General features: G+C 64.6%; 21 protein-coding genes and 1 tRNA gene. 9 read left to right on the plus strand and 13 right to left on the minus strand.

The annotated features are described in order from the left end of the window. Positions 1 to 65 precede the first annotated feature (65 nt). On the plus strand, positions 66 to 2,027 hold the full coding sequence (locus K3148_RS10805) for a TIR domain-containing protein (RefSeq protein WP_221424801.1): 1,962 nt from the start codon (positions 66 to 68) through the stop codon (positions 2,025 to 2,027). Here K3148_RS10805 and K3148_RS10810 read toward each other — a convergent pair. The 6 genes from K3148_RS10810 to K3148_RS10835 are packed head-to-tail and all read right to left on the minus strand — an operon-like array spanning position 2,000 to position 9,223. Continuing rightward, a complete protein-coding gene (locus K3148_RS10810; RefSeq protein ID WP_221424802.1) occupies positions 2,000 to 3,079 on the minus strand; it encodes a hypothetical protein in 1,080 nt (359 codons plus the stop codon). The two genes, K3148_RS10805 and K3148_RS10810, sit on opposite strands and share 28 nt — an antisense overlap. Further along, the gene (locus tag K3148_RS10815) at positions 3,076 to 4,224 is read right to left on the minus strand and encodes an acetoacetate decarboxylase family protein (RefSeq protein WP_221424803.1); all 1,149 of its coding nucleotides are present in this window, start codon (positions 4,222 to 4,224) and stop codon (positions 3,076 to 3,078) included. Before K3148_RS10815 ends, K3148_RS10810 begins: the two co-directional genes overlap by 4 nt. Continuing rightward, complete coding sequence (locus K3148_RS10820) at positions 4,221 to 5,291, minus strand: saccharopine dehydrogenase family protein (RefSeq protein WP_221424804.1); 1,071 nt, start codon at positions 5,289 to 5,291, stop codon at positions 4,221 to 4,223. Before K3148_RS10820 ends, K3148_RS10815 begins: the two co-directional genes overlap by 4 nt. Continuing rightward, complete coding sequence (locus tag K3148_RS10825; protein WP_221424805.1) at positions 5,288 to 6,340, minus strand: polyprenyl synthetase family protein; 1,053 nt, start codon at positions 6,338 to 6,340, stop codon at positions 5,288 to 5,290. The genes K3148_RS10820 and K3148_RS10825 overlap by 4 nt, the downstream gene beginning before the upstream one ends. After that, a complete protein-coding gene (locus K3148_RS10830; RefSeq protein ID WP_221424806.1) occupies positions 6,337 to 7,110 on the minus strand; it encodes a hypothetical protein in 774 nt (257 codons plus the stop codon). The genes K3148_RS10825 and K3148_RS10830 overlap by 4 nt, the downstream gene beginning before the upstream one ends. Then, complete coding sequence (locus K3148_RS10835) at positions 7,097 to 9,223, minus strand: FAD-dependent oxidoreductase (protein ID WP_247711553.1); 2,127 nt, start codon at positions 9,221 to 9,223, stop codon at positions 7,097 to 7,099. The genes K3148_RS10830 and K3148_RS10835 overlap by 14 nt, the downstream gene beginning before the upstream one ends. Positions 9,224 to 9,411: 188 nt before the next feature. Here K3148_RS10835 and K3148_RS10840 point away from each other — a divergent pair, with 188 nt between their 5' ends. Beyond that, positions 9,412 to 9,840: a potassium channel family protein gene (locus K3148_RS10840; RefSeq protein ID WP_221424807.1), complete on the plus strand. Its 429-nt coding sequence runs from the start codon at positions 9,412 to 9,414 to the stop codon at positions 9,838 to 9,840. Positions 9,841 to 9,883: 43 nt separating this feature from the next. After that, complete coding sequence (locus K3148_RS10845; protein WP_221424808.1) at positions 9,884 to 11,704, plus strand: hypothetical protein; 1,821 nt, start codon at positions 9,884 to 9,886, stop codon at positions 11,702 to 11,704. Between the two features lie 6 nt (positions 11,705 to 11,710). Here the strand turns inward: K3148_RS10845 and K3148_RS10850 are convergent, their stop codons facing one another. After that, the gene (locus K3148_RS10850) at positions 11,711 to 13,216 is read right to left on the minus strand and encodes an acetyl-CoA acetyltransferase (RefSeq protein ID WP_221424809.1); all 1,506 of its coding nucleotides are present in this window, start codon (positions 13,214 to 13,216) and stop codon (positions 11,711 to 11,713) included. 46 nt (positions 13,217 to 13,262) lie between these two features. Next, positions 13,263 to 13,337: transfer RNA gene (locus tag K3148_RS10855), tRNA-Gln, on the minus strand. 79 nt (positions 13,338 to 13,416) lie between these two features. Between K3148_RS10855 and argE the strand changes: the two genes are divergently transcribed. Next, positions 13,417 to 14,568, plus strand: a complete 1,152-nt coding sequence (argE, locus tag K3148_RS10860) for an acetylornithine deacetylase (protein ID WP_221424810.1) — start codon at positions 13,417 to 13,419, stop codon at positions 14,566 to 14,568. Here the strand turns inward: argE and yghU are convergent. Then, complete coding sequence (gene yghU / locus K3148_RS10865; RefSeq protein WP_221424811.1) at positions 14,565 to 15,416, minus strand: glutathione-dependent disulfide-bond oxidoreductase; 852 nt, start codon at positions 15,414 to 15,416, stop codon at positions 14,565 to 14,567. The two genes, argE and yghU, sit on opposite strands and share 4 nt — an antisense overlap. A gap of 94 nt (positions 15,417 to 15,510) precedes the next feature. Here yghU and K3148_RS10870 point away from each other — a divergent pair, with 94 nt between their 5' ends. Both K3148_RS10870 and K3148_RS10875 read left to right on the plus strand, forming a co-directional pair. Beyond that, the gene (locus K3148_RS10870) at positions 15,511 to 16,515 is read left to right on the plus strand and encodes a DNA topoisomerase IB (RefSeq protein ID WP_247711554.1); all 1,005 of its coding nucleotides are present in this window, start codon (positions 15,511 to 15,513) and stop codon (positions 16,513 to 16,515) included. Between the two features lie 272 nt (positions 16,516 to 16,787). Further along, positions 16,788 to 18,851, plus strand: coding sequence for an NAD(+) synthase (locus K3148_RS10875; RefSeq protein WP_221426695.1), 2,064 nt, complete (start codon positions 16,788 to 16,790; stop codon positions 18,849 to 18,851). Positions 18,852 to 18,902: 51 nt separating this feature from the next. Here the strand turns inward: K3148_RS10875 and K3148_RS10880 are convergent, their stop codons facing one another. After that, complete coding sequence (locus K3148_RS10880) at positions 18,903 to 19,496, minus strand: FMN-dependent NADH-azoreductase (RefSeq protein WP_221424813.1); 594 nt, start codon at positions 19,494 to 19,496, stop codon at positions 18,903 to 18,905. A gap of 14 nt (positions 19,497 to 19,510) precedes the next feature. Further along, complete coding sequence (locus K3148_RS10885; RefSeq protein ID WP_221424814.1) at positions 19,511 to 20,212, minus strand: pirin family protein; 702 nt, start codon at positions 20,210 to 20,212, stop codon at positions 19,511 to 19,513. 104 nt (positions 20,213 to 20,316) lie between these two features. Here K3148_RS10885 and K3148_RS10890 point away from each other — a divergent pair, with 104 nt between their 5' ends. Then, complete coding sequence (locus tag K3148_RS10890; protein WP_221424815.1) at positions 20,317 to 21,246, plus strand: LysR family transcriptional regulator; 930 nt, start codon at positions 20,317 to 20,319, stop codon at positions 21,244 to 21,246. Here the strand turns inward: K3148_RS10890 and K3148_RS10895 are convergent. After that, complete coding sequence (locus K3148_RS10895) at positions 21,243 to 22,322, minus strand: branched-chain amino acid aminotransferase (protein WP_221424816.1); 1,080 nt, start codon at positions 22,320 to 22,322, stop codon at positions 21,243 to 21,245. The genes K3148_RS10890 and K3148_RS10895 overlap by 4 nt on opposite strands. Before the next feature lie 435 nt (positions 22,323 to 22,757). Then, positions 22,758 to 23,339 carry a hypothetical protein gene (locus K3148_RS10900; protein WP_221424817.1) on the minus strand — a complete coding sequence of 194 codons (582 nt, stop codon included), beginning with the start codon at positions 23,337 to 23,339 and terminating at the stop codon, positions 22,758 to 22,760. Positions 23,340 to 23,372: 33 nt separating this feature from the next. On the opposite strand from K3148_RS10900, the gene K3148_RS10905 reads away from it, so the two are divergent. Together K3148_RS10905 and K3148_RS10910 are read left to right on the plus strand one after the other, a co-directional pair. Then, positions 23,373 to 24,110 (plus strand): TlyA family RNA methyltransferase, encoded by a 738-nt coding sequence (locus K3148_RS10905; protein ID WP_221424818.1) that lies wholly within the window; start codon positions 23,373 to 23,375, stop codon positions 24,108 to 24,110. A gap of 69 nt (positions 24,111 to 24,179) precedes the next feature. Continuing rightward, on the plus strand, positions 24,180 to 25,712 hold the full coding sequence (locus K3148_RS10910) for an acyl-CoA carboxylase subunit beta (RefSeq protein WP_221424819.1): 1,533 nt from the start codon (positions 24,180 to 24,182) through the stop codon (positions 25,710 to 25,712). The last annotated feature ends 117 nt before the right edge of the window (positions 25,713 to 25,829 follow it).

Below are 25,829 nucleotides of genomic sequence, written 5' to 3' on the forward strand. Positions count from 1 at the left end.
GTTGCATTGCGCGTTACCGATCTCGCGTATAGCAAGGCTGCTCGCCCAATGCCGGGGAGGCTAGCTTGGCTGAAATCTTCATCTCCTACGCACGGTCCACGGCCGAGCAGGCGCAGGCGGCTGCACGCGGCTTGCGCGAGGAGGGGTATGAAGTCTGGATCGACGACGCCTTGCCCGCGCATCGCGAATTTTCGGTTGTCATCGAGGAGAAGCTGCGCGAGGTCGATGCGGTGCTCGTCGTGTGGTCGGACGACGCGCGGCGGTCGCGTTGGGTGCTGGCCGAGGCTGATTTGGCGCATGAGCAGGGCAAGCTGGTGCAGTTCAGCCTCGACGGGACGATTCCGCCTTTTCCGTTCAATCGCGTGCATTGCGAGCAGGGTATAGGCTGGTCGGGCGACATCACCGCGGCCCCCTGGCGCAAGATCGTCGCCTCCGTGGAGGACTTGGCGGGGACCGGCGCGGATACCTTGCCGGGCCTGGGTCAGGAGTTCGCTCGCCCGACATCGCGCGACCCGCTGCTGGCAGTAATGCCCTTCGACAATTTCAGCGCCGATGCCGAACTCGACTTTTTCTGCGATGGCATCTCGGAAGAAATTCAGCGCACCGTGGCGAGCGGCAGCAGCCTCAAGGTTGTCGCCCGCGCGTCCAGCTTCCAGTTTCGCGGTGCGGACAAGGACACAGCGCGCGTCGCCTCGGCGCTTGGCGCAACGCACCTCCTCGACGGGTCGGTCCGGCGGGCGCAGAACCGGGTGCGGATCAGCGCCGAACTGGTCGAATGCACCACGCGCAGCGCCATCTGGGCCGATCGGTTCGACGGCGAACTCGACGATGTCTTCGATCTCCAGGAACGCATAGCGGAGAAGGTGGCCGAAGCGCTGAAGGTGGCGCTAACCCCTGCGCACAAGGAGGAGGCGCTCGATCCCGCTTCCTACGAAGCCTACATGCGCGCTCGCGGCATCATGGCCGAAGGCGATCCCTTGTTCGACGATGCCTATCGCGAATCGATCCCGCTGCTGGAACGGGTGGTGGAGGCCGCGCCCAATTTCGCGCCGGCGTGGGAAAGCCTCGCCGAATGCCGCGCCTGGACGCTGCGATCGGGCCGCTACGACAAGGCCTATCACATCGGGCGTGACGGCGTGATCGAGGCGGCGAAGACCGCGCTCAGGCTCGATGCCAAGAGCGGGGGCGCCTATGTCGCGCTCGCCATGCTTGAACCCTGGGGCGCCTATGCGGAGCGCGAGGCGCTGCTGCTGAAGGCGCTGGAAGTCTCGCCGCGCGATACGGCGGCGCTGACCGATATGAGCACCTTCTGCTGGAGCGTCGGGCGGTTCCGCGACGGGCTGCGCTATGCCGAGAGGGCGTGCGAGCTCAATCCGCTCATGCCGTCCGCGCGGCTCAACGTGGCGCAGATGCGCGCCTACGTCGGCGATATCGACATCTGCGTGGCGATGCACGAACAGCTTCACCGGCAATGGCCCGACAACCCCGGGATCCTGATCTCGCTGGTCAACACCGCCGGCACGCTCGGCTATTGGGACGCCTTCGACAGGGCGGTCCCCGATGTCGGCCAGCTCAACGAATGGCAGAGCCGCGACATGCGCGCCGCGCTTGCCTTTGCGCAGGCGGTGCGCACCAAGGACCCCGAGCTAATTGACCGGCGGATGACGCGGTACCGCGAATATCTCGACAAGACCGGGCACCTGCCGCTCAATCTCGTGGTGTCGATCGGCGAATTCGGATTGCCTGACGAAGCGCTCGATATGGCCGAGCGCGCCTCCTACGATTTCGTTTTCAACCCCGATGGCGCGCGGCCGAGCGCCTACTTCCCCGGCACGATCATGGGGCCGTGGAGCAAGGTGCTGCAAAAGCCGCGTTTCGTGCATTTATGCACGCGGCTGGGCTTTTCGGAGTACTGGAAGAGCACCGGCAAATGGCCCGATTGCGAGGATTGGGTGGAGTATGATTTCCGCGCCGAGGTCGAAGCCTCGCTGGAAGCGGCTCAGGGAGAAAAAATGCCCGCACCATAGGTGTGCAGCGTTTCCAGCACCTCGAATTTGGCGTCCGACTGAAAGGCGAGGGCGAGAACCACGTCCTTGCGAATGATCGGCAGGTGCCAGTCGGTGGCCAGTTCCGAAGGCGTGGCATCAGCATCGGTGAAGGCGAAGTCTTCCTCGGCGGCGGAAGGTTCGTCGATATCGAAAAGCGTCTTTAGCTGCTCGCGCATCGTGTCTGACCAGGCGAAAGCCAGATCGACGTCCGAGCCCCGGAAATAGCGAAGTCCCTGCACGTTTTCATGCGTTGCGCGCGAGGCGATGATGGCGCGATAGGCGGCCACCCGCATATCGAACGCATCGCGGAATTGCTTGAGCGTATCGATATGCACGCCGTGGGCAGGCTTGTCCTTGTCGCCCCCAAGTCCCGGGATGGCGCTGCCCCATTCATCCAGCAATTGCCGGGCCTCGCCATGCGCGTCCGCATGAGCAATCATCGCGTCGTAATCGACCGCTTCGGTTCCGGGATCGAGATTGATGCGCAGCACGCCGATCGAGTGCGAGCGCGAGCGCGGCTTGAACTTTGTGAAGCCCTGTATGGCCACGTCGAGATGCAATTCGTCGGTCTTGTCGCCGGTCTCGAACCCGATGTCCGCCATCTGTTTCTCGCTGCCCCAGATCTCGCGGCTGGCGAACATGACGGTCGAATTGTCGACGAGGTAGAAGGGCTGGATCCAGACGAGGTCGGGTTCCTGCGAAGCAAGGTTGTCGCCATCGACCGCATAGCGATAGGCGGGAAACTGCCAGAACAGCTCGCGAAAGGCGACCGTGTCCCAGCCTTCGCGCTGGCCGCCCGCGCAGGAAAACTGCGGATGGTCCGTCACCATCAGGATGCCGTAGGTCGGCTTGCCGAGCGCCTCGTAGCGATAGGGCGAAGGATCGGGCCCCGGCGCGTTGAGGTGGCTGTCGAGATAGTCCTGCATGCAGTGGCGCGGCACTTCGAGGACGAAAGCCCAGTGCCGGCTGCGCAGTGTGCGCCAAGGCGGGATCAGCGACTGGTCGGAGAAGGAGGGGACGAAGTCGGTCATCGCTTGAACAGGCCTTCCAGCAGCCCCTTCATCGGCCGGAACCAGGCGGCGGCAAGGTCGCTGCGCGCTACGCGCGGCTGGATGCCGTCGATGCCATCGATGGGAAATTCGTGGATCACGCGCATCTGGTCGTAATCGATATCGGCGCAAAAGCGGAAGGCGGCGACCGGATGGGTGCTCATCGTGGCGCCGAGGCCGACCTTGGAGCTGGAAATCAGCGTCGAGATGATCTGGCGGAAGCTACCCTCGCTGTTGAAGCTGATGTCGACGTCCTGCTCGCTGTAGAACTCGATGGAGCGCAGGTTGGAGAAATAGGACCGGCAGGTCACCAGCGCTTGATACACGGCCTTGTCCGGGTGTTTCGCATCGCGATATTGCTTGAGTCCGACGGTGCGCATCACGGTGGGGATGGTGCCGAGGGAGGCGAAATTCACGAAGTTGGAGAGCTTCGACATGGTCTCGAAGAGCGAGGCCGCTTGCGGGGTGTCGAATAGCGAATAGAGCGATTGCTCGTCACCCTGCGGCGTGGCGCTCGGCATGGGCGCGCCGGTGGTGACGGTCACGAACTCGCGATAGGCCTGCACCTCGTGCGGCGCGCCGTCCTTCCAGCCGGGCAGGCGGACCTTGCCAAAAAAGCTCTCGGGCTCTTCGTTCTCGCCGAAGTCGATCTCGGCCAAGAGCTTGCCGAGCCCAAGCATTTCGCGCCCGCACACGCTCGACCACGGCTCGCTCACCACGATGACCGGGACAATCCATTCCACCGCCGCGCGGGTCATGGCGGTCAGCGGGTTGGTGCCATAGCGAATGACGGGAATGGCCACGAAGGCCTCGCGCTGGCTGGTGATCCCGCGGTCAGGATAAGGCGTCTCGCCGAAATCGTAAACGTCGCGCGCCGAGCTGATCATCTCGGGGTAATCGAGAAACATCAGCGTGGCGTAAGGCCAGGCGGCGAGGGGGCGATAATGGAAGCCCCGTTCGGCCGCAGTGCCGAGATTGAGGTAAGTGTCGCAATAGGCCTGCACCTTGGCCATGTCCGCCGGCCAGATGAAGGTGTTCACCCGCACATTGGGGAAGTGATAGGGCGGCGGCACGTCCTGGCTGATTGCCGACTGGACGTAGGGCACGAAAGGCCCGTCGCGGATCATGGCGCCGTCTCGGCAGGGGTAAGGCTCTCGAACACGCCCGCGCCGGCGTCGACGACCAACTGCGCCCCGAATGCGCTGGCAGGAGTCTGGAACCCGGCGGGAGCCTCGCCGTCGAGGACGCGGCGAACCACCTCGCCCGCGCACAGCACGCTGGCGGTGTAGCCGTCGAGCGTATGCAGCTTGAGCCGCCTTACGCGCCGCCACTTGTCGAGCGCTTCGACCACCATGGCAAAACGCGCCCTCTCGCGCGCTTCGGGCGACGGCGAGCGCGGCCAGGCCACCGATAGCTGGTCGGCAAATTCGCGCGCCTGCCGTTCTCCGGTCACACGCATACCGATGCCCGACATGCGATAGGCGGTGCGCTCGTGCCATTTCATCTCGGTGTAGACCTCGATATTGGCAACGCCGGTGGAGACGGGGGCGGTGACGACATCCGCCCAGCTCATCGCGACGCAGTCGCTGAGGCCGCTGCCGAAGTCGAACGGACGCTTCAGGCTTCCTGCCGGTACGCGCTCGAGCTTCGTGTCGCGGCAGATCATCGCATCGGCATCGAGCAAACGCGCAGCGGTCGAGACGCTCCCGCGCGAGATGACCTGCGCGCGCGAAATGCCGAGGCACAGGCGATCCGTATCGGGCCACAACTCCACCGCACGCTTCAGCAGGCAGTCGGTCGCGGCGACGGTGAGGCCTATGCCGGGGAGGATCATAACGCCCGCATCGCGCGCCTCGCGATCATGTGTCTTCAGTTGCTTGAAGACCGGCCATTCCCCACCAAGGTCGAGATAATGCGTCCCGTTCGCCGTGCAGGCGCGCACGAGGTGGCCGGCGGTCTCGTTGAAGGGCCCGGCGGCGTTGAGCATGGCCTTGGCCTCCCCGACGTGCCGCTCGGCGGCCTTGGTGTCGTCGAGATCGAAGGCGACCCAGGGCACGCCCAGTTCCTCGGCAATCGCACGGATCGCCTCCGGATTGCGTCCGGCAAGCTTGAGGTCGACCTTCCCGGCAAGATGGTGCGCCACTTCGAGGCCGGTGACGCCGTTGGCGCCGTAGAGGAGGACCGGACCGCTCATGGCCGGTCGAATACCCAGCTCGGCAGGATTTCGAGGAAGTCGAGCTCGGCGCTCGGCGGCAGGCCGTCATAGGCGGTGCGAAATTCCATCATCGCCACGCCCGCCATCGCATCGGCGACCTGCCGCGCGTGGCGGATGGAGCCGCGCTCCTCCATGAGGGCCGCGAGCCAATCGATCTCTTCCGCAGGCCGTTCGGCGCGCGGCAGGCCGAGCAGGTGTTCGAGCCGCGCCTTCTCCTCCGCCGAGCAGGCCCCGTGGACATGGATCAGCATCAGCGTGCGCTTGCCCTCGTAGAGGTCCCCGTTGCGCTCCTTGCCGTAGCCGGGGTTGTCGGTGAGATTGCGCAGATCGTCCTCGATCTGGAAGGCGAGGCCGAGGAAATGGCCGAAGCGCACCACCCGCGCCGGGTCGACGCGCCCGCGCGCGCCCATCAGCACGCCGAGCTGGGCAGGCCAGATCATGCCCATCCACGCGGTCTTCTTCAGTGCCATGCGCAGGTAGTCGGCTTCAGTCAGGTCGAGCACGTTCCGGTCACGCCAGCCCAGTTCCAGCGCCTGTCCCTCGGCGGTCTGCCGGGCCATCGCAATGGTGACATCGAGCACGCGCTTGCCGACGTCCGAGCCGAGCGGCCGAATGGCATCGAGCAGGGGCTGGAAGGCGGTGAAGAGCAGGGCGTCTCCGGCGTTGATCGCCAGCGAGACGCCGTGCTGGGCGTGCAGCGTAGGCAGGCCGCGGCGAAATTCGCTCTCGTCCTGCACATCGTCATGGATGAGCAGCGCGTTGTGGAGCAATTCGACCGCCGCCGCGCAGCGCGCCGCCTGCTTCAGCTCGCCGCCAAAGATCAGCGCATTGGCGATACAGATACCGGGGCGCAGCATCTTGCCACCGCGTTTCGGATATTCGGTCAGCAAAGCGTCGAGATAGGGCGCTTCGGTGTCGGGGGTGAGATAATGCTGGAGGTAAACGCGCGTCTCCTGCCCGAAGCGCTGCAAAAGGCTCGCGGCCTCGCTGTGCTGGCGGTCGAAGCCCTGATGCGCCTCGGCGTTCATGAGGCTGCGAGGACTTCGATGGTGAGCACGCCGAGCGGCACATCCTGCCCTTCAGCCATGATGAGGCCGTAGTAAAAGCCGGGCGGCTGGTCTGTCGGGATGCGTATGCTGACAGAGGGACGCTCGCCGACCGCGGCGGTGAAGGCGGTGCATTTGAGCGGTTCGGCCTTGATGCCTTGCGGCTCGAGTTTGGTCGGACGAATTTCTTCCGGGCGCGTCGGGCGCATGGGCTTCTTCATGCGGCTGGAATGGCTTACCGCCTTGCCGTGACCCGTGAAATGCGTCTCGAACTCGATTTCGTCGACATCGCGCGGCGCTTTGATCGAGCCTTCCGCGTGGTTGGCCCTTTGCGGCATGGTGCTGCGAAAGGGCGGGACCTGCGCGGCGACCTCGCCGGGCGGTGGCGGGGCGGCCGCGGCGCTCATCTGGGTGACCATCTGCTCGCACAGGTTGAGCGTCGAGGTGCTAAGTTGCCGCACGACTTCGATGGCTTTCAGCGAGATCGAGGCGATGTCGCCGGGCAGCGCGTCCATCGACATATCGCCCTTCTCCAGCCGGTCCATGCTGCTGCGGGTCTGGCGTACGGCCTCGTCGAGCACGTCGTAGCTGCTCTGCACCGCCTGGGCGACGGCTTCGTCCATGCTGGCAGCCGGATCGCCTGCGGGAGCGCGGGGTGCAGCGCGCGCACGGACATTAGCCCCGTTGCGGATGGGCCGCATGCGCTCGGCCTGCGGGGTTGTCTTGCGCGCGGAAGGATCACGGGTGGTCATAGGCGGTGATGTCCTCGAGCCTGGGTGAACCGGAAAGGGCGTGCGCGGCGAGCAGCCCCGACATTACCGCGCCCTCGACACAGCCGGAATGGAAGCCGCTGTCGGTCCAGTCTCCGGCGATGGTGAGATTGTCGTAAGTGCGATCCAGCGGCGAGATGCGGTAGCGGAAGCTGCCAGGCGTATGGATTACGTAGCGGTCGGAAGGGTTGACGTTGGCGCGCCAGTACTGGGTTGCGAACCGTCCTTCGTCGTTGAGCTTGCGGTTGCCGCCATATTCCTCGGCCACCGAGAGCAGGTTCCAGCGGAAATGGCCGTGCTCGTCATAGGCGCCGGGCCACACCTCGCGCACCGGCCCTTTCAGGAAGCCTTCCGCATTGGCGCGCACCTCCTCGGTTCGCAGCGAGAGATAGTCGGTGTCCTCGTCGCTCGGCGGGGTTTCGGGATCGGGCAGGACGGCGCAGAAATAGACCGAGGTAGCCGGCGGCGTCTTCCACGCCTCTTCCGGCACGACATGGGCCATGTCGCACCAGGTGTCGAAAGGCTTGGCGAAGGCGCCGGTGATATAGGCGGGGCCCGGCCATCCGAGGTCTTCGAGGCTCTCGTCCATCCAGATCTGGAAGGCCTGCGAGGCGACCGTCTTCACATGGACGCACATATCCGCCCAGCGCTGGTCGTGCGCGACGATCTCCGAAGCAACGTGCGGAATAGCGCCGACGCCGACGGTGAGCGCGACGAAGTCGAAATCCTCCGTCACGCGAAGGGTTTTGGTGCCCGCGCGGCGGCGGTCCCAATGGGATTCGAAATGCCAGCCTTCCGCTTGCGCTGTCTGGCCGTCCTTGAGCTGCGCGTAATCGGGCTTCGACGGCCAGCACGGCTTGCCCGCGACGTCCACGAGCGGCTGGTATTCGCCGCCGCCTTCGATTTCGGCCTGCACGTCGAAGGTCAGGCTGGCGACATGGCTGCCGTCTTCGGAAAGGCCGGTGTTGGTGAGGCGATGGAAGAATTCGAACTTGACCCCGCGGTCGCGCATGGTCGTGTAGAGCGGGGCGAAGACGACATCGCCCATGCCGGCGCGCATTCGCCACATGAAGGCGCCGCGATAGCCGAAGAAGGTGCGCAAGGTTCCGCGCAGGCCCTGACCGGCGGACAGCGCAGGCTTGCTCTCGTCGCCGTTCTCATAGCCCATCGACAGGTCGTAAAGGCCGCGCAGGAAGGGCGATTGCAGCGCCCTGATCGAAGCGCCGTTGATGCGCATCCATTCGCGGCATTCGTAATCGTCGATTGCGTCGAGCCCGCGCTCGTCGGTGAGGATGCCATAGCGGATCATGCCGGTGATCGTCGCCACCGTGAGATCGGCGACTTCCCACATGAAGCGATGCTGGTCGTCGGCGATCCATTGGTCCTCGACCCATTGCCGCAGCTGCGACAAGATGCCCTCGGACGCCTTGAGCAGCCCGTCCGAACTGGCTGGGGTCACCGATCGTAACAGCGCGGCCAGAACGCCGAGACCTTCGGTCAGCGCCGCCGCTCCCGCAAAGCGGCCGAGGCGCGCAAGATGGGCGAGGCGGTGCGAAATGTCGCCCGAGGCAGGATGCTCGAAATCGGTGACCGGCGTCTTGCCGTCGACCTTGGTGTCCAGCACCAGCGCCTGCAGCAGTTCGAAGGCCCGCGCCATGTAATGCGGAAGCGAGAAGCCGGTATCGGGCGGCAGCGGATCGCCGGGCAGGCCGGCGCGTGCAGGCATATGCACGCTCCAGCTGGTAAAGCCGCCGCGCTCGTCGGAGGAATGCAGGACGATGTCGTTTTCGGGCGTCCACGCATCCCGCCAGTCGCCGTAGATATGGCCCTTGCCGGCGGCTTCGAGCTCGGCATGGCACTCGCGCATCATGCGGAAGGAGTTGTCGTAGAAACCCAGCCAGATGTGGAGGCCATGCTCCTCGATCCGGCCCGAAACGCCGCGGCCCGACGCGCCCTTGCCGCCAAGACGCCAGCCTTCCTGGTAGACGGTGACCTCGTATTTCCCGTCATGTTCGGGGCGCGAGAGTTCCCAGGCCAGCGCCATCGCCGCGCAGCCGCCGCCGATGACGGCAACCCGTGTGGGCGAGCCGCTCAAGCGGTCATTTCCGGCATAGTCCGGCCATCGAATGTGCAGATATACCGCGCACGAGTCCTCGCCTCCCCAAGCGACCTCGGTCAAATACCTATAGAAAAACGCCCAATCTGGGAAGTCGCCATGCCGTAACGGCGCGCGTGGCCATGCGTCGCTTGCAGTTTAACCGATGTTTTGCGTAATCTGCGCCGATGTTCACCCTGGCGATATCGCTGGTTCTCGTCGCCGCGACCATTGCTGTGCACTACGAGACCTTGCGGTTCACCTCGCAGCGGCTGACGCATCTTCGCATAAGCCCGCGCGCCCGCATCATCGTCATGCTTGTCGCCGCGCTGTCATCGCACATGATCCACGCGCTTCTCTATGCGCTTGCCTATCTGGGGCTGGAGGAAGTCGGCGGTTTCGGCACGATCGGCGGCGAGCGGGGACACAGTCTCGAAGACGCCTTCTATTTCTCGATCACCAGCTACACGACGCTGGGTATCGGCGATCTTTTCCCGACCGGTGCGCTACGCATTATCAGCGGGATAGAGGCCCTCAATGGCCTCGTCATGGTCGGATGGACGGCGTCCGTCACCTATATCTACATGGAGAAATTCTGGCATATCCGGCCAAGTTAGGTCAGACCATGCCCGAGCACTGCCCTGGGGAGGGGGACGGCACATGGCGAATACGACGGCGGGTGAACCGCAGCAGGACCTTCTGCCACGGCTCGTCCTGAGGTTCGGCATCACCGGCCATCGACCTCCGCGCCTTGCGCTCGAACATCATGACGCGGCGCGCAAAGCCTGCGCCGACATCTTTGCCGAGGCGAAGACTATTCTTGCCCGGATCAAGGCCGCGCATGGCGAGCTGTTTTCCGATGAGGAGCCGCTCGTGCGGCTGGTGTCCGCGCTGGCATCGGGAGCCGATACGGTCGCTGCCGAGGCCGCGCTCGACCAGGATATTGGGCTTTCGACCTGCATGCCCTTTGCCGCATCGGTCTATCGCAAGGACTTCTCGGAAGAGGATTGGGAGGGGGCCGAAATGCTCGCCTCGGCAGCCGACAGCAACTTGGAGCTGACCGATCATCCCGGCGGCGACGAGGCGGCCTATGAGGCGGTGGGCAGGCTGGTGCTTGCGCAGGCCGACATCCTCATCGCGATATGGGACGGAGAGGCGGCGCGCGGTCGTGGCGGCACCACCGATATCGTGGCCGAGGCCATCGCGCGCCACATCCCGGTCATCCACATCAATCCCGACGGGGCGCATGAGCCGATCCTCCTGTGGAGCGGCCTGCATCAGGAAATTCCCGATCGCCCTTCCATCGACGGGGTCAACCGCGTCCCGCTCGCCAAGGCCTATGGCCCGGTGATCGAGGCGCTGTGTACGCCTCCCGAGGGGAGGGAACTCGATGCGTTGCACCAATTCCTTTCCGGCGAAACCAGCGGGCGCGAAACGAGCTTTGCCTGGCCCCTGCTGCTGGTCGCCTGCGGAGCACGCAAGTGGAGCGAAGTGCAGTTCCGCAACCCAAGCGCAGAAGAGGAAGAGAACTATTTCGCGCCCATCGTCGCGCCTTTTGCAAAGCTCGGAAAATTCGGAAGGCAATTGACCGGTGACCTGCTCGACCGCTTCGGGCGGGCGGATGCCGGCGCGAGCGGGGCAGCGCTTCAATATCGCAGCACTTTCGTCACCAACTTCTCGCTTGCCGCCGTGGCCGTGGCGCTGGCGCTTGCAGGGATCGCCGCGCCGCAAGCCAAGGTCTGGCTGATCACCGCCGAGCTGATCGTGATCGGCTTGATCATCGTGAACATAAGGCGCGGGACGAAATGCAACTTCCACCAGATATGGATCGACCGCAGGCATCTGGCTGAACGGCTGCGCCTGCTGGCGATGTCGGGAATGCTCGGACGGTTATCCCTGCGCGATGTGGAGGATGGGACGACGCATCCCGGCTGGGTGACTTGGTACGCCCGCGCCACCGCGCGCGAATTGGAATTGCCGCAAGGCGAGCTCGACAAGGCCTATCTCGGCAAGGTGCGCGATGCCGCTTTCGCGCTGATCGACGACCAGCTGTCCTATCACCGCAAGAACGCGCATGTGATGGAGCATGCCAACCATCGCCTGCACAAGGCGGGCGACTGGCTCTTTGTTTGCACCATCCTGTTCTGCCTCGCCTATCTCGCCGCGAAGTTCTTCGCCCCCGGTCTGGTGAAGGGGGAAGGGCTTGGAATGACCCAGATCGTGACCATGGCGACGGCGTTTTTCCCGGCGCTTGCCGCGGCACTTTACGGCATCCGAATGCAGGGCGATTTTGCCGCCACCTCCGAACGTTCGGCGGCGATTGCGGGGCGGCTCGCCAAGCTGCGTTCCGCGATGGAGGCGGACACGCTCTCCTACGACCGGTTGGTCGACCGGCTGCGCAGGCTGGGAGACATCATGCTTTCCGACATCCACCAGTGGCAGCAGCAATACGAGATGCGGCCGCTAACCCTGCCGGGCTGATCGGCGTTAGCGGTTTGTCCAGCGCGAAAGCCCGTCTTCATGCGAGCGGATTTCGCCCGGCTGCCCCACCGGCTCCTGATCGCCTGAAGTAAGGAAGGCGATCATCGCTGCGTCCTCGGCAGGGACATGCGCAAGAGTGCGTGCACCTGTCGGTGTTCGGGCAACGATGACACCGGAGCGCGGCGATCCGTCGCGGGCATAGTGCACGGTGTAGGTCTCGATCGTGGCCTCACCCGCATAGTCTTCGTCCAGCGGCGGCACGTCGCCGCGCTGCGCATCGGCTTCGTGCTGGTAGTCGAAGTCCTGCGGGAAGACGGCCCCGGTCGGTGTGCCCGAGAGCAAGATCGTGTGGTTGTGCGTCGCGTAGCCGCCATTGGCGAAAAGCAGGCCCTTTTCGGTCGTCCCCCGCAAGCGCAGCACCATCTCCGCCACGGCGTGGCTCATGTAATTGCCGATGGGGCCGCCGCCGAACGTCAGGCCGCCGAAGACGGTGGCGGGGCGATCCAGAGGCCAGCCCAGCACGCGGCGAGCCATCTTGGGGACGCAGGGGAAGCAGGAGTAGAGCTCGACATGCGCAAGATCGCTTGCGGTTACCTCGTTCAGCGCCATCGTGCGCTTGATCGAGACCGCCAGGCTGGGCGAGGCGGCGTAGCTGTCGCGGGTGAGGAAATTGCCGTCCTCGTGGCAGGCGGCACCATGCCCCACGAAGACCAGCCGATCCTCGGGCACGCCCCTATCCCGCGCTTCGGCTAGGCTGGTTACGAGGAAGCCCGCCCCCTGGTTGACCGAGGAATTGGCGACCTGCAGTTTGGTATAGGGAAACGCGATGGGCCGGTTGTCGGGTGAGGGCGTGATGACCTCCTCAGCCGCCACAGGCTCGCGCAGCCACGCGCTGTCGTTACCGGCCGCCACCTCGCTCATGTCCGCCCAGATCGCGCCGCTTTCGGACTGCCCCTCCGCGAGGCTCTGGCCATTGGCCGCGCGGCCCGCGTTCTCGTAGAGCGGGTAGACATCGGTCGGGACGACGAGGCCGTAGCTCGGCGCATAGCCGGCGCGCTTGCGGTGGCTCGCGTCGCGCAGGGCGTTGGGTTTCTCGCCATCCTCGCGCGGCTTCATGGCGGCGAGCTTCGCCGCTGTGCGCAGCGCCTCCCCGCCGACTATCGCGCACACGCTGGCTTCGCCGCGCGCGATGCGGTTGGCAGCCTCGTGCAGGAGGAGGATAGGGCTGTCGCCATTGGGCATGGCGGTCTGCAAGCGGTGCGCCGGATCGATGCCGAGATGCTCGGCCAGCTTGCCGTCCACCGGGTTCAATTGCGGCCAGGCCAGCTGCGCGACGACGCTGAGCGAATCGCAATTTCCGAGCCAGTCGCCGCCCGCGTCTTGGTCTGCACGGTTCAGCGCGGCAGCCATCAGGCCGATGGGATCGAGCCCGTCGCCCGGATTCTCCGGGCGGTCGTTGATCTGGCCGACGCCGATGATGACGGGAGTTTTGCGCGGGTCCGGTTGGCTCATGCACCAAGGCTTAGCGACGCGGACGATTTTGGCAAATGGGGGAGGCTGGCTGGGGTGGCAGGGATCGAACCTGCGAATGGCGATACCAAAAACCGCTGCCTTACCACTTGGCTACACCCCAGCAGCGGGCGCTCCTATAGCGCCTGCAGCGACAATGTGAAGGGGTGGCGGTAAGCAATTGCATGGTCGATAGCGATGCCATGACCGATTACGCGACCGCCCGCTCGATTCTCGAAACGCTGATCGCCTTCGACACCACCTCGGCGCGCAGCAATCTGGCGCTGATCGAGTGGGTGGAGGCCTATCTTGCCGAGCACGGCGTGGCCTCGACCCGGGTGCCGAACGAGAGCGGCGAAAAGGCCAATCTCTTCGCCACGGTCGGCCCCTCGGTCGAAGGCGGAGTGATCCTGTCGGGACATAGCGACGTTGTGCCGGTGGAGGGACAGGACTGGAGCGCCGACCCCTGGACCTTGCGCGAAGAAGGCGGACGTTATGTCGGGCGCGGGTCCTGCGACATGAAGGGCTTCCTTGCGCTGGCGCTCGCCTACGTCCCGAGATTCGTGCGCGGATCGAAGCCGGTACACCTCGCCATCAGCTATGACGAGGAGGTCGGCTGCAAGGGCGCGCCCGCGATGATCGAGCGCATGGCCGCGACAATTCCCGCACCGCGGCTGGCCTTGATCGGCGAGCCGAGCAGCATGCGGATCATCACCGGCCACAAGGGCATCAGCGTCTTCGAAGTGACCGTCCGCGGGCACGAGGCGCACAGTTCCCTGGTCGACCACGGCATCTCCGCCAACATGATCGCCGTGCGGCTGATGGCGAAGCTGGACCAAATTGCCAGGAGCCTCGCCGAGAACGCGGTTCGCGACAACGGGTTCGACCCGCCGCAGGCCACGCTGACCATCGGCGAGATGCAGGGCGGCACGGCGGCCAATATCCTCGCCGGGCACGCGCGCTTCGTGTTCGACCTGCGCTGCCCGCCCGATGTCGACCCGCAGGCCACGCTGGCCCCGTTCCGCCAGCTCTGCGCCGAGCTGGATGCCGGAATGAAAGCGCGCTTCCCACAGACCGGGATCTCTCTGGAGCAGCTGTCCTCGGCCCCGCCAATGACCGCGGCGGGCAGCGAGGAAGCGGTCGCCTTCGTCCGCACGCTCACCGGCGAGAACGCACGGCCCTCGCAGGTCGCTTATGCGGCGGAAGGCGGGCAGTTCCAGGCGGCGGGCTTCCCGACGCTGATCTGCGGTCCGGGTTCGATCGCGCAGGCGCACCAGCCTGACGAATGGATCGCGATTTCCCAGTTCGAGGAAGGCGCTCGCTTCATGGAGCGCCTAGCCGAAGCGCTCGCCTAGAGCCTTTTGCCTTCGAAATCGGCGGCGGAATGGCGGGTCAGGAGCTGCGTGTCCTCATCGCCCCAGGCCTTGTTGACGATCCGGCCGCGTTTGACGCCGGGTCGCTCGGCAATCTGTTTGGCCCACCGCGCGACGTTCTCGTAGTCGTCGATCGAAAGGAAGGTCTTCGCCTCGTTGTAGATCTTGCCTTCCACGAACGGCGCGAGCCAGGGCCAGGAGGCGATATCGGCAATCGTGTATTCGTCGCCGCCGAGATATTCGCTCTTCGCGAGTCGCTGGTCGGCGACATCGAACAGGCGCTTGGTCTCCATCGCGTAGCGGTTGATCGGATACTCGTACTTTTCCGGCGCGTAGGCGTAGAAATGGCCGAAGCCGCCGCCGATGAAGGGGCCGCTGCCGACCTGCCAGAACAGCCAGCTGAGCACTTCGGCGCGGGTATGGTCGGTGGGCAGGAAGGCGCCGAATTTCTCGGCGAGGTGCAGCAGGATCGCGCCGCTTTCGAAGATGCGCACGGGCGTGTCGCCGCTGCGGTCGAGCAGGGCAGGGATCTTGCTGTTGGGGTTCACGTCGACGAAGCCGGACCCGAACTGTTCGCCATCGCCGATGTTGATCGTGAAGGCGTCGTATTCCGCGCCCGCATGGCCCGCTTCGAGCAGTTCCTCGAACATGATCGTCGCCTTCACCCCGTTGGGCGTGGCGAGCGAATAGAGCTGGAAGTCGTGCTCGCCCGTGGGCAGTTCCTTTTCCTCGCGCGCGCCGGCGGTCGGCCGGTTGATACTGGCGAACTTGCCGCCGCTCACGGTGTCGGCGCTCCAGACTTCGGGCGGGGTGTAGGTGGGGTCGGCCAAGCTCTATCTCCTTGTTGGGGCAGGGGTCTCACGCCCAACCGTTCGTCGCAAGATGGGGAACGGATACACCCGCGCCAAGGTTCTTCCCTTCGCCATGACGAAGCTCATCTATGTCGACGACCAGCTGCCCGGAATCACCCGCAAGGGTGCGGGCAAGGGATGGGCCTATTACGATCCGCAAGGTGCGTTGATCACCGACCGGGCCGAGAAGAATCGGCTCAACGCGATCGCCCTTCCGCCGGCTTATGTCGATGCGTGGTTCTGCCCGGCGCCCAACGGCCACATCCTTGCCACCGGCATCGATGCCAAGGGGCGCAAGCAGTACCGCTACCACCCCGAATTCCGCGCTCAGCGCGAGAGCGAGAAGTTCGACAAATGCCTCGCCTTCGGCAACCTCCTGCCGCTTGTGCGCAAGAAGGTGGAAGAGGATCTGAAGGCGCGCAAGCTCACCCGCGAACGCGCGGTGGCGAGCGTCGTACGCCTGCTCGACCTTGGCGCCGTGCGCGTTGGTAACGAAGGCTATGCCGAGCGGAACAAGAGCTTCGGCGCGACCACCCTGCGCCGCCGTCATGCCGAGGTAACCGGCAAGACACTCAAGCTGCGCTACAAGGGCAAGTCTGGGCAAATGCGCGAGGTCACGCTGACCGACGGCAGCCTCGCCACCGTCGTGCGCAGGATGCAGGACCTGCCGGGTCAGAACGTGTTCAAGTATATCGACGAGGACGGCGATGTGCAGGCCGTGACTTCGGGCGATGTAAACGAATATCTCGAAGCCTGTATGGGCGAGCGTTTCACCGCCAAGAACTTCCGCACCTGGCACGCCAGCGTCATGGGTTTCGAATGCCTGCGCACCGGCGAGGGCAAAATGCCGATGAAAGCGTTGCTCGAATGCGTGGCTGGCCAGCTTGGCAACACCCCGGCCGTCACACGCAAGAGCTACATCCACCCCGCCGTCATCGACCTGGTCGAACGGCAGGAGGAATGGCGCGACGGCCTGCAACTGCCGCGCGCCACGCGTTGGCTGACACGCGAGGAGCGTGGCTTGATCGCCCTGCTCCAGGACTGCCCCAGCGCGGCGGAACTGCTCGCGGCAGCGTGACGGGAGTTGCCTCGATTATCTTTTCGGGATAATCGCCTGTCATGCATCTCGCGGGACGCAAAATCAAACAGTGGCGCCAGTCGCAAACCCCTCCGCTTTCGGCAGAGGAGTTCGCCGCGCGCCACGGCTTCAAGACGCAAACCGTATTCGGCTGGGAAAGCAAGGGCCGGATCGCGCGCGCCGAGGCCCAGCGGCAACTTTCCGCGCTCGGCATCTGCGAGCCGGCCGACTGGCTCGAACCCGCGCCCCCACTTCAGGAAAAACCGACACCCATGGCGACCAGCGACACGCACCCCTTCTACGACCTCCACACGCACGGCTTCGTCCGCGTGGCGACGGCGACGCCCAAGGTGCGGACCGCCGATGTAGCCTACAACGCGCAAGGGATTATCGAACAAGCGGAGAAAGCGCACGCGCAAGGCGTCGATCTGCTGCTCTATCCCGAGCTCAGCCTGTCATCCTATGCCATCGACGATTTGCACCTGCAGACCGCCATGCTGGAAGCGGTAGAGCGGCATCTGGCCGAGATAGTTACCGCCTCTGAAGACCTGTCGCCCGCGATGGTGATTGGAGCCCCGCTGCGCCGCAACGGACGTATCTACAATTGCGCAATCGTGATCGCGCGCGGGCGCCTGCTCGGCGTGGTGCCGAAGAGCTACCTGCCCAATTACCGCGAATTCTACGAAAAGCGCTGGTTCAGCCACGGGCGCGAATGCGTGGGGCTGGAAATCGCGGTGGGCGGGGAAACCGTGCCCTTCGGGACCGACCTCGTCTTCGAGGCGGACGACCTGCCCGGCTTCACCTTCGGCATCGAGATTTGCGAAGATTTCTGGTCGCCCAATCCGCCCGGCACGCTTGCCGCGCTGGCGGGGGCAACGATTCTTCTAAACCTGTCCGCCTCCAACATCACGATCGGCAAGTCGGACGAGCGGCACATGCTCACCCGCGCCAGCTCCAGCCGCTCGGTCTGCGCCTATGCCTATTCGGCCAGCGGCTATGGCGAGAGCACGACCGACCTCGCATGGGACGGGCAGGGCATGATCTACGAGCTGGGCGACCTCTTGGTGGAAAGCGTGCGCTTCGATCTCGCGCCCGAACTCTGCGTGGCGGATATCGACACCAGGCGCATTCTTGCCGAGCGCATGCGGATGCAGACCTGGGGCGATGCCGCCGATGCCGCGGGCCGTCCAGAGGATTGGTATCGCCGCGTGCGCTTCGAGCATGGCCATGCGCCGAAGGACATCGGACTGAAGCGCCCCGTCCGCCGCTTCCCCTTCGTGCCCAACCGCAAGGAAAAGCTCGACGAGGACTGCTACGAGGCCTTCAACATCCAGGTCGACGGTCTGATGCGCCGGATCGATGCGACGCGGCCCAACTGCCTCACCATCGGCATTTCGGGCGGTCTCGACAGCACGCACGCGCTGCTTGTGGCGGCCAAGGCGATGGACCGACTGGGCCGTCCCCGCACCGACATTCGCGGCTACACGATGCCGGGTTTTGCGACCTCCGATGGCACCAAGTCGAATGCGTGGAAGCTGATGGAGGCCTTCGGCATCACGGCCGAGGAAATCGATATCCGCCCTACCGCGCGGCTTATGCTTGAGAATATCGGCCACGCCTTTGCCGATGGCGAGCCGGTTTATGACGTGACCTTCGAAAATGTGCAGGCGGGGCTGCGCACCGACTACCTCTTCCGCCTTGCCGGCCAGCATGGCGGTTGGGTGGTCGGGACAGGCGATCTGTCCGAACTCGCGCTGGGCTGGTGCACCTATGGCGTCGGCGACCAGATGAGCCATTACGGTGTCAACGCGGGCGTGCCCAAGACGCTGATCCAGTACCTCATCCGCTGGACCACCACGACGCGCCAGTTCGACGAGGGCGTGGACGAGGTGCTGCTCGATATCCTCGACACGGAGATCAGCCCAGAACTCGTGCCCGCGGGTGAGGACGGGTCGATCCAGTCCACCCAGTCGATCATCGGGCCCTACGAGCTCAACGACTTTTTCCTCCACCACGTGATCCGCTGGGGCCAGAGCCCGAGCCATGTCGCCTTCCTCGCGTGGCACGCGTGGAAGGATGCGGAGGCCGGGCAATGGCCGATCGATTTTCCGGAAGAAGCCAAGAACACCTACGATTTGGGGACGATCGCCAAATGGCTGGAGAACTTCGTCAAACGCTTCTTCGGCTTCAGCCAGTTCAAGCGCAGCGCCCTGCCGAACGGCCCGAAGGTGAGTGCGGGCGGCGCCCTCTCCCCGCGCGGAGACTGGCGTGCCCCCAGCGACGCGGTGGCCGATATCTGGCTTGAGGACCTAAAACGAAACGTGCCGGAAAGCTGAAAGCAACTCTCCGGCACGTAATCGGCGCGTAAGGGAGGGGGAGGGACAGGTTTACGCCGCCAGTTTTTCGACCTCTTCATGCGCTTCGGCGATCTTCTCTTCGCCGCCTTCGCCCATGATCCCGTCGGCTGCGACAAGCTCGACGTCCTTCATGCCGAGGAAGCCGAGGAAGAACTTCAGCCAGGGCGACATGAAGTCGATTTCGCTACCCATGCCTGTGCCGCCGGACGCGGCCGTGATGTAGACCTCCTTGCCGGTCAGCAGGCCCTCGGGGCCATTCGCAGTGTATTGGAACGTGCGGCCTGCGCGGGCGACGAGGTCGGCCCAGGCTTTCAGTGTGGCGGGCACGGTGAAGTTGTAGACCGGCACGCTGAACACGATGGTGTCGGCCGCTTCGAGTTCGTCGATCAATTCGTCGGCGATCTTCGCAAGGCCGTGCTGCGCGTCCGAACGCTCGGCATAGGGGGCGAGGTTGGCGGCGTGACGCTCCGCATCGATGAAGGGCAGGTCGTTCTTCGCAAGATCCCGGGTGACGACAGTTGCATCCTGCTTGTCCGCGAGGCCCTCGACCAGCTTGGTGCCGAGACTGCGCGAAACGCTTTCGTCGCCGCGGATGCTGGCGGTGATGTGGAGGATATTGGTCATGAAAATTCTCCTGCTTACGCCGCGTCGACGAGGACGAGTTCGCTGTCCTCGAGCGCGGTGATGGTGATGCTGTCTTCCTTGGTGATGGCAAGGCCGTCGCGGGCCTGCGCCTCGATATCGCCCACGCGGATGCTGCCGGTGGCGGGCACGAGGTAGAGGTGGCGTCCCGCGTCGCGCGGGGTGTAGGTCACGCTTTCGCCGGCCTTCACCGTCGCGCCGAGCACGCGGGCGTCGGTGCGGATCGGCAGTGCCTCGTCATCGTTGGCGACGCCGCTGGCGAGGGGAACGAACTGGCCTGCACGGTCGCCCTTGGGGAACTGGCGCGCGCCCCAGCCGGGATCGCCGCCGCGCTCCGACGGGATGATCCAGATCTGGAACAGCGTGGTCTGCTCGTCTTCGAGATTGAATTCCGAATGCGCCACGCCGCGCCCGGCGCTCATGACTTGCACGTCGCCCGCTTCGGTGCGGCCTTCGTTGCCCATGCTGTCGCGGTGCGTGATGGCACCGGTGCGGACATAGGTGATGATCTCCATGTCGCTGTGCGGATGGGTGGGAAAACCGCTCTTGGGCGCGATGGTATCGTCGTTCCAGACGCGCAGCGCGCCCCAGTTGACGCGGGCAGGGTCGTGATAACCGGCGAAGGAGAAATGGTGGTTCGCGTCGAGCCAGCCGTGGTTGGCCTTGCCGAGCGTGTTGAAGGGGCGATGTTCGATCATGCTTGGTCTCCAAAGAGATTGCTCTGTTGGACCAAGAGTTAGGCGTTGCCCTGCGTTCCGATAACTGCGATAAAACACGCCAAGATGTTCAGGAAATTCGAACAATGAAGCTGGGCGAGCCGAGCCTCGACCAATTGCGCATCTTCCTCGCCGTGGCGGAGGAGGGCAGCTTCGGCGCGGCGGCGCGCAAGATGGGCAGGGCGGTCTCGGCGGTCAGCTACGGCGTTTCGCAGATGGAATCTCAACTCGGCGTGACGCTGTTCGAACGCGAAGGATCGCGCCGGCCCGTGCTGACAGAGGAGGGGCGGGGTTTGCTGACCGAGGCCAAGGCGGTGGCGGACGGCATCGACCACCTCCTCGCCAAGACACAGAGCCTGCATGCTGGGCTGGAGAGCGAGGTGTCGCTGGTGGTCGACGTCATGTTGCCGGGCGAGGTCACAGCCAGCGTGCTGCGGGATTTCCGCGTGATGTTCCCGACCGTCGCGCTGCGCCTTCAGGTCGAAGCTTTGGGGGCCGTCGCGGCGTGCCTGCTGGAGGGCGGCGCGGACCTCGGCATCGGCGGGCCGGTTCTGGCCGACCATCCCGAACTCGAACGGCAGGCCATCGGGTCGGTCGAACTCGTCCCCGTCGCCGCGCCCTACCACCCGCTTGCACGTGCGGGCATCGAACCGGGGGAGAGCCGCAAGCACTTGCAGCTCGTCCTTACCGACCGTTCGCCGCTCACCGAGGGGCGCGAATTCTCGGTCCTGTCACCCGAAAGCTGGCGGCTGGCCGACCTCGGCGCGAAACACGCGCTGCTCAAAGAGGGCATCGGCTGGGGGAACATGCCGCGCCACATGGTCAGCGGCGATATCGACGAGGGGCGGTTATGCTTGCTCGACCTCCCTGAAAAACCCGGCGCGCATTATACGCTGAGCGCCCTGTGGCGCCGCGATGCGCGCCCCGGTCCTGCGACCAGCTGGCTCATCGACGCCATGCGCGAGCGGATAGGAAAATGCAGCGGCGTGGAACCGTCGGTCAGCGGCGAAGCCTAGAGCTTCATCGTCCAGCCGTGCGTGTCCTCGACCGCGCCCTTCTGGATGCCGACCAGCTTTTCGCGGATCTTGTTGGTCATCTGCCCGGTGCCGCCGCTGCCGATGGTGAATTCGCCATCGGGGCCGAGCACGGTGCCGACCGGCGTGACCACGGCAGCCGTGCCGCACGCCATCGTCTCCAGCAGCTTGCCGGTCGTGGCATCGGCGCGCCACTGGTCGATGCTGTAGGGTTCCTCGCGCACAGCCAAGCCCTCTTCGCGCAGCAGCTGGATCAGGCTGTCGCGCGTGATGCCGGGCAGGATCGTGCCGGTGAGCGGCGGGGTGATGACCGTGCCGTCGTCGAAGACGAAGAACAGGTTCATGCCGCCCAGTTCCTCGATCCACTTTTTCTCGACCGCGTCGAGGAAGACGACCTGGTCGCAGCCGTGCTCGATACCCTCCGCCTGAGGGACCAGGCTGGCGGCGTAATTGCCGCCGGTCTTGGCCGCGCCCGTGCCGCCGGGAGCCGCGCGGGTGAAGTTGCGGCTGACCCAGATTTTTACCGGCTTCGCTCCGCCCTTGAAATAGGGGCCGACGGGCGAAGCGATGAGGATGTATTTGTATTGCCGCGCCGGACGCACGCCGAGGAAGGCTTCCGACGCGAACATGAAGGGGCGCAAGTAGAGCGAGCCATCGGGATCGCCCGGCACCCAGTCGCGGTCGGCGGCGACCAGTTGGCGGATGGACTCGAGAAATAGCTCTTCCGGCAGATCGGGCATTGCCATCCGGCGCGCACTTTCGTTGAAACGACGCGCGTTCTGTTCGGGGCGGAACAGGGCAAGGCTGCCGTCACCCTGCTTATAGGCTTTCATGCCCTCGAAGATTTCTTGCGCATAATGCAGGACGGCGGCGGCCGGATCGAGGCTGATCGCCTCGCGCGGACCTAGCGTCGCCTTGTGCCAGCCACCCTTGTCCGCGTCATAGTCGATGACGACCATGTGGTCGGTAAACAGCTTGCCGAAACCGGGGTCCTGAAGCGCCTGCTGGCGGGTCTCGCCGGGAACGGGGGCGGGGTGGGGAATGTGCTCGAAATCCATGGCAGCGCGGGTAATCGGAGAGCGCGCCTAGGGCAAGTTTTGATAGGCACAAATGAGAAGAGCGACCCTCGCCCGTAGGAGGATCGCCCTTCGCATGGTCAGCGGTCGCAAAGCGCCGCTCACGAAGCCTTACTCGGCAAAGGAAACTACCGAATATGCTCCGTAGGGGTCTTCACCGACCTCGCTACTGAACCATGAGACATCGGATCACCTCCTTTCAAGCTTGTGAGCTACAACCCCGTTTCACCGGAGAAGAAGACCGCGTGCGCCGCTGATCTTGATAACAATTTGTGTCTTTTGAGGGCCTGAAACAAGGCTTGCAAAAAAGTTTTCCCACGTCAGAATTGTCATTTGTGGCTCGGAGCATTCTCCGGGCCTTTTTCGTGGGTGGTGCGGCGGTGTCTCGCAAGGCGACAGGCGCATTCAAGAATCGCCTCAGCGGCAATCCTCGATAACACGCGTCACTTCGGCCCAGGCGGGCAGGTAAAGTGTGGGCCTTTCGGAAGTTTCCACAGCGAATCGCCCCTTGGTCAGCGCCATCGCGTCGAGCAGCGGGTCGGTCGGGCGTACGACCGCTGCGACCATCTTCCTGCCTTCGGGATCGCGCGGAGCCATTATTGTGCGGTCGGTCGTCTCGGTGCGTATCGTCAGCGGGAGCTGGCCCACGCTGTCCACCCAGCGTTGCAGAACTATATTCCCGCTTCCGGAGCACATGATCGTGAACAGCTGCGTGCCATCTGGCGAATTGTAGTTCGCCACCCCGTATCGCGAATTGCCCACCATTTCCGCGTAATAGCTCCAGTTCCCCGGGGTACGCGGCGCGTCCATCCAGCTTTCATATTTCGGCTGGGACGTCGCAACCGGTGTCGGCGAGGGCGTCGGCGCAGGGGCCTGCTGGACCGGCGCGGCGGTCTGCTCGGGCGAGGGCGTGGAATCGGGCGCGGGTACGCAAGCGGCGGCGAGCAGCGCGCTCGACAGGAGCAAGGTTCGGGCGATGGCACAATGCGAGGCTTTCATGCTTCCCCAATGCTCGCTAACGGCTTTGTTTCCATGGGAAAGAAACGTCGCCTCGATCAAATGCTGGTAGACCGCGGGCTGGTGGAAAGCCGCACCCGCGCGCAGGCGCTGGTGATGGCGGGGCTGGTCTTTTCCGGCGAACAGAAGCTTTCCAAGCCCGGCCAGCAGATGGCCGAGGACGCTCCTTTGGACGTGCGCGGGCGCGACCATCCCTGGGTCAGCCGTGGCGGGATCAAGCTTGCCCATGCGATCGAGCATTTCGGGCTCGATCCCACGGGCGTCACCGCGATGGACATCGGCAGTTCGACCGGCGGCTTCACCGATGTCTTGCTGCAAGGCGGGGCGAGCCACGTCTTCGCCGTCGACAGCGGGACCAATCAGCTCGCCTGGAAACTGCGGCAGGACGAGCGCGTGACCGTGCTCGAACAGACCAGTGCGCGCATCCTGACGCCCGAGATGATCGACCGGCCGGTTAGCTGGGTCGTGTGCGATGCGAGCTTCATCGGGCTCGCCAAAGTGCTCGAACGTCCGCTGGAATTGGCGGAGCGGGATTGCCGCATGGTTGCGCTGATAAAACCGCAATTCGAAGTCGGGCGCGAGGAGGTAGGGAAAAAGGGCGTTGTGAGCGATCCGGCTCTCCACCAACGTGTATGCGACGAAGTTCGCGAATGGGCCGAAGGGCTGGGTTTTGAAGTGCAGGGCATTGTCGAAAGCCCCATCACTGGCCCCGAAGGCAATGTCGAATTCCTGATTTCCGCGCTTCGATCGTAGTCGCGCGATTGACGTAGCGGCATGGCTCGCCCTAGGCGCTCGTGCAAACGTATTTCACGGGAAGAGAACATGTCCGCCAATATCGCCGAAATGGAACGCCGCCGCGAAGCTGCAGAGCTGGGTGGTGGTGAGAAGCGCATCGCCGCACAGCACGCCAAGGGCAAGCTGACCGCGCGCGAACGGCTCGACGTGCTGCTGGACGAAGGCAGCTTCGAGGAACTCGACCGCTATGTCGAACACGACTGCGTTGATTTCGGGATGGAGAAGCAGAAGATCCCCGGCGATGGCGTGGTGACGGGCAGCGGCACGATCAACGGCCGCCTCGTCTATGTTTTCTCTCAGGATTTCACCGTCTTCGGCGGCTCTCTTTCCAAGCGGCATGCAGAGAAGATCTGCAAGGTCATGGACACCGCGATGAAGGTCGGCGCGCCGGTGATCGGCCTCAACGACAGCGGCGGCGCGCGCATCCAGGAAGGCGTGGCCTCGCTCGGCGGGTATGCCGAGGTGTTCCAGCGCAATGTGCTCGCCAGCGGCGTGGTGCCGCAGATCAGCCTCATCATGGGGCCGTGCGCGGGCGGCGCGGTTTACTCGCCGGCGATGACCGACTTCATCTTCATGGTCGAAGACTCAAGCTACATGTTCGTCACCGGCCCCGACGTGGTGAAGACGGTGACCAACGAGGTCGTCACGCAGGAAGAACTGGGCGGGGCGAAGACGCACACCACCAAGACCAGCGTTGCCGACAACAGCTTCGAGAACGACATCGAAACGCTGCTCGCGACGCGCGATTTCTTCGATTACCTGCCGCTCTCGAACCGTGAGGAAGTGCCCGAGCGCCCGACCAGCGACCCGTGGGACCGCATGGAGGACAGCCTCGACACGCTGATCCCCGACAACGCCAACCAGCCCTATGACATGCACGAAGTCATCCGCAAGACGCTGGACGAGGGCGACTTCTTCGAGATCCAGCCGAACCATGCCGCCAACATCATCTGCGGCTTCGGCCGGGTGGAAGGGCGGACGGTGGGCGTGGTGGCGAACCAGCCGATGGTGCTCGCCGGCGTGCTCGACATCGCATCGTCCAAGAAGGCCGCGCGCTTCGTACGTTTCTGCGATGCCTTCGAAATTCCGATCCTGACCTTCGTAGACGTGCCCGGCTTCCTTCCCGGCACGGCGCAGGAGCACAACGGCATCATCAAGCACGGCGCGAAGCTGCTCTTCGCCTATGCCGAGGCGACCGTGCCCAAGATCACCGTGATCACCCGCAAGGCCTATGGCGGGGCCTATGACGTGATGGCCTCCAAGCACCTGCGCGGCGACCTCAACTACGCCTGGCCCACGGCCGAAATTGCCGTGATGGGCGCGAAGGGCGCGGTGGAGATCATCTTCCGCCAGGATCGCGACGATCCGGGCAAGATCGCCGAGAAAACCAAGGAATACGAAGACCGCTTCGCCAACCCCTTCGTGGCAGCGCAGCGCGGCTATATCGACGAGGTGATCTACCCGCACTCGACCCGTAAGCGGATCGCTTTGGGGCTAAGGAAGCTGCGGACGAAGCAGCTGGAAAACCCGTGGAAGAAGCATGACAATATTCCGTTGTGAGTCAAAGCCGTGGTTGTGAAGTTCTTACTCCTTCTAATCACCCTGTCCCTTTCGATTGGCTTTGGAAACAGAGCGTTGCGGGCGTGGCGAGGCGAGCGAGCAATACTAGTCCCGTCA

The organism is Qipengyuania aurantiaca (assembly GCF_019711375.1).
Taxonomy (GTDB): Bacteria; Pseudomonadota; Alphaproteobacteria; order Sphingomonadales; family Sphingomonadaceae; genus Qipengyuania; species Qipengyuania aurantiaca.

What these genes read in the sequence shown, in the direction of transcription:
- K3148_RS10850 (WP_221424809.1), bottom strand. Translation starts at nt 13,216, where the DNA reads ATGAGCCAACCGGACCCGCGCAAAACTCCCGTCATCATCGGCGTCGGC.
- K3148_RS10840 (WP_221424807.1), top strand. Translation starts at nt 9,412, where the DNA reads ATGTTCACCCTGGCGATATCGCTGGTTCTCGTCGCCGCGACCATTGCT.
- K3148_RS10825 (WP_221424805.1), bottom strand. Translation starts at nt 6,340, where the DNA reads ATGAACGCCGAGGCGCATCAGGGCTTCGACCGCCAGCACAGCGAGGCC.
- K3148_RS10870 (WP_247711554.1), top strand. Translation starts at nt 15,511, where the DNA reads ATGACGAAGCTCATCTATGTCGACGACCAGCTGCCCGGAATCACCCGC.
- K3148_RS10875 (WP_221426695.1), top strand. Translation starts at nt 16,788, where the DNA reads ATGGCGACCAGCGACACGCACCCCTTCTACGACCTCCACACGCACGGC.
- K3148_RS10810 (WP_221424802.1), bottom strand. Translation starts at nt 3,079, where the DNA reads ATGACCGACTTCGTCCCCTCCTTCTCCGACCAGTCGCTGATCCCGCCT.
- K3148_RS10830 (WP_221424806.1), bottom strand. Translation starts at nt 7,110, where the DNA reads ATGACCACCCGTGATCCTTCCGCGCGCAAGACAACCCCGCAGGCCGAG.
- K3148_RS10845 (WP_221424808.1), top strand. Translation starts at nt 9,884, where the DNA reads ATGGCGAATACGACGGCGGGTGAACCGCAGCAGGACCTTCTGCCACGG.
- K3148_RS10820 (WP_221424804.1), bottom strand. Translation starts at nt 5,291, where the DNA reads ATGAGCGGTCCGGTCCTCCTCTACGGCGCCAACGGCGTCACCGGCCTC.
- K3148_RS10880 (WP_221424813.1), bottom strand. Translation starts at nt 19,496, where the DNA reads ATGACCAATATCCTCCACATCACCGCCAGCATCCGCGGCGACGAAAGC.
- K3148_RS10905 (WP_221424818.1), top strand. Translation starts at nt 23,373, where the DNA reads ATGGGAAAGAAACGTCGCCTCGATCAAATGCTGGTAGACCGCGGGCTG.
- K3148_RS10895 (WP_221424816.1), bottom strand. Translation starts at nt 22,322, where the DNA reads ATGGATTTCGAGCACATTCCCCACCCCGCCCCCGTTCCCGGCGAGACC.
- K3148_RS10890 (WP_221424815.1), top strand. Translation starts at nt 20,317, where the DNA reads ATGAAGCTGGGCGAGCCGAGCCTCGACCAATTGCGCATCTTCCTCGCC.
- K3148_RS10885 (WP_221424814.1), bottom strand. Translation starts at nt 20,212, where the DNA reads ATGATCGAACATCGCCCCTTCAACACGCTCGGCAAGGCCAACCACGGC.
- K3148_RS10900 (WP_221424817.1), bottom strand. Translation starts at nt 23,339, where the DNA reads ATGAAAGCCTCGCATTGTGCCATCGCCCGAACCTTGCTCCTGTCGAGC.
- K3148_RS10910 (WP_221424819.1), top strand. Translation starts at nt 24,180, where the DNA reads ATGTCCGCCAATATCGCCGAAATGGAACGCCGCCGCGAAGCTGCAGAG.
- K3148_RS10815 (WP_221424803.1), bottom strand. Translation starts at nt 4,224, where the DNA reads ATGATCCGCGACGGGCCTTTCGTGCCCTACGTCCAGTCGGCAATCAGC.
- argE (WP_221424810.1), top strand. Translation starts at nt 13,417, where the DNA reads ATGACCGATTACGCGACCGCCCGCTCGATTCTCGAAACGCTGATCGCC.